Consider the following 2,694-nt stretch of genomic DNA (forward strand, 5'->3'; position numbering starts at 1 on the left):
GAATTATCTTAAAGGAATCAAGGGTGATAATATGAATGTGATTTTGGCTGCTGCGGCAATGAACTTTAAACGAGTCATGAACCTCTGGCGTACAGAGGCAATCAGAAGTTGGTTACTTATTTACAACTTTATTGTAAGTGCTTACTGGAATTTTATTGCTCAAAATCTAAAATTGACTTTTTGAGGGTTGACTAATTAGCCCTATAATTTTAAGCTTCTCTCAAACTACTATTTGAAATGGTTTTCACGTCATCACTGAAATAATTTTTCCAGGGCATGACGATAACAGAAAGTAAAACACAACCAGCTTTACCAGCAAACAAATAAATTCCTCTCATTTTTATTTTGAACTATTGCTGCTGTATTGTTCATCCGTAACCTTCTCCATCCATTCAACAACCTTCCCATCAAGGTTTTCCTGGATAGCAGTATGTGTCATGCCGGTGGTTGCAGTAGCGCCGTGCCAATGCTTTTCATTTGGTTCAAACCAAACGATATCCCCTGGATGAATTTCTTCAATTGGGCCTCTTTCACTTTGTACCCAACCAGAGCCGGAGGTAACAATCAGGGTTTGTCCTAATGGATGTGTATGCCATGCTGTTCTGGCGCCCGGTTCAAATGTTACACTCGCTGAAGCGCCGCGTCTTGCATCATTGGCCGCGAACAATGGGTCGATGCGTACATTGCCGGTGAACCAATCTTCCGGACCTTTAACTGAAGGTTGTGTGCCTATTCTTGTTATTTCCATAATTAAATTTTTTGTTGTTCTTATTATTTTAGTCTTTATTTTTTATCCTCACAACAACCATACTATCTACATAATTACCCTTAGTTATTTTAAATTTTTACTGAAAAATGATGTCAACTTATCAAACGGGATTAAATCTGTTTTGTCATATAAATCCACGTGTCCCGCACCTTTAATGTAAACCAATTCTTTTGGTTGCGCCGCCCGTTTGTAAGCATCTTCACTAAATTCTTTTGAATGTGCCTGGTCGCCTGTGATAAAAAGCATTGGCCGTGGAGAAATAGTTTCTATATCGTTAAAAGGATAGAAATTATTAAATTTAGTATTGCTGCTTAATGTGGGATGAGTAGTTGTTTCGGGAGAACCTCCTTTGGGCGTATATTCTCCTCTTGGTGTACGGTAAAAATCAAAGAATTCACGTTGTATTGGATTTGTGTTAGCATCTAATTTATGAACCGTTCCCCCAGTATATTCTGTTTTGCCACCAGTAAATTCTACATAACGCTGCGCTGCGGCAGCTCTTTGTATTTCTTTTCTTTGTTCCAGTGTTTGCGAATGGTTTAATCCATCTCTATTTACGGCACCCATATTGTACATACTTACGGTGGCGATCGCTTTCATTCTCGGGTCAATTTTAGCCGCACTAATTACAAAACTTCCGCTGCCACAAACGCCGATAATACCGATATTGTTTCTATCTACAAAGTCACGTGTGCCCAAGAAATCAACGGCGGCATTAAAATCTTCGGCATACATATCAGGCAACACGGCGTTACGAGGTTCGCCTGCGCTTGCTCCCCAAAAAGATAAATCAATTGCCATAGTTATAAATCCCCTGTCTGCCATATTAGATGCATATAAATCTGCACTTTGCTCTTTTACCGCCCCCATTGGATGCCCCACAATGATTGCAGGATGTTTTTCTCTTCTATCAAAGTTTTTTGGAATAAAAAGATGCCCTGCAACATCCATTTTATATAGATTTTTGAATGTAACGCTGTACATTTCAACATTATCACTCACCTTAAACGTGGTATAATTTTTTGGATTAATCTTTTCCATTTGTTCTGCTTTTATTGATTGTTCTTTATTTTCTGACTTATTCGTTTTATCTGAGTTTTGTGTACAGGCTTGCACAACTATTAAAAGAGTGCCGAGAATTAAAATTGATAATGATCTCATATTTTTTAAATTATTTGCCAATTGATTTCAAAATTTTAGCAGGAATGCCACCTACTATCACATTTGCCGGAATATCTTTAGTAACTACCGCACCTGCCGCCACCACAGAGTTCTCGCCAATAGTGACACCTGGTAAAATGGTAGCCGCCGCTCCAATCCACGCATTATGCTTTACCACAATTGGTTTGCAAATCAAAGATTTTCTGTCGTTGGGATTTAATGGATGATTTTCTGTAATGAGATTTACTTTAGGACCGATTAAAACATCATCTTCGATGGTAATTCCGCCCATGTCTAAAAACGTACAAGCATGGTTGATAAATACGGTTTTTCCTATGTTGATGAATTGACCAAAATTGGTGTAGAATGGAACGAACACTGTTGTGGAAGCGTCTATTTCTCTACAGATTATTTCACTTAAATTTTTTCTTATCAACTCAACGTCTTCCGAAGTATTCAGTTTCGCATTCAGTTTTAAAGTACGGTTAACGATGGCTTGAATTTTTGAATATTGAGCATCATCCAATCGAATAGGTTCGCCTGAACGCAGCCTGTCAAAAATGTCTTTTTTGTCAATGATTTGTTTTTTCGCTTTGTTCATTTGCGTTGGCTTGAGTCCATTATGAAACAGTTTATAACTTTCCAATTGATCTCCACATGGCAAGTTCTTCTTTGTACCTGTCATTAATCACTTCACATTTTGTATCAATACGCATAGTGGGCCTGGTTGTTAAATTGTAAGCTGGCCATTCAGGAACATTTTT

Annotated in this window: 4 protein-coding genes; 1 reads left to right on the top strand and 3 read right to left on the bottom strand. The window is 38.0% G+C overall.

Features of this window, described 5'->3' with window-relative positions:
* Positions 1-184, top strand: a 184-nt coding sequence (locus tag ABIZ51_10390) for an IS5/IS1182 family transposase (protein MEO7089188.1), incomplete at its 5' end; no start/stop codon positions are given.
* Positions 185-340: 156 nt separating this feature from the next.
* On the opposite strand, the gene ABIZ51_10395 is transcribed toward ABIZ51_10390, so the two are convergent.
* The 3 genes from ABIZ51_10395 to ABIZ51_10405 all read right to left on the bottom strand — a co-directional run bounded on the left by ABIZ51_10395 (position 341) and on the right by ABIZ51_10405 (position 2,531).
* Positions 341-748 (bottom strand): cupin domain-containing protein, encoded by a 408-nt coding sequence (locus tag ABIZ51_10395; GenBank protein ID MEO7089189.1) that lies wholly within the window; start codon positions 746-748, stop codon positions 341-343.
* Between the two features lie 84 nt (positions 749-832).
* On the bottom strand, positions 833-1,753 hold the full coding sequence (locus ABIZ51_10400) for an alpha/beta hydrolase (protein ID MEO7089190.1): 921 nt from the start codon (positions 1,751-1,753) through the stop codon (positions 833-835).
* Positions 1,754-1,940: 187 nt separating this feature from the next.
* Complete coding sequence (locus tag ABIZ51_10405) at positions 1,941-2,531, bottom strand: DapH/DapD/GlmU-related protein (protein MEO7089191.1); 591 nt, start codon at positions 2,529-2,531, stop codon at positions 1,941-1,943.
* Between the last annotated feature and the right edge of the window lie 163 nt (positions 2,532-2,694).

The sequence above is a fragment of the Bacteroidia bacterium genome, assembly GCA_039924845.1.
In the GTDB taxonomy this organism is placed as follows: Bacteria; Bacteroidota; Bacteroidia; order DATLTG01; family DATLTG01; genus DATLTG01.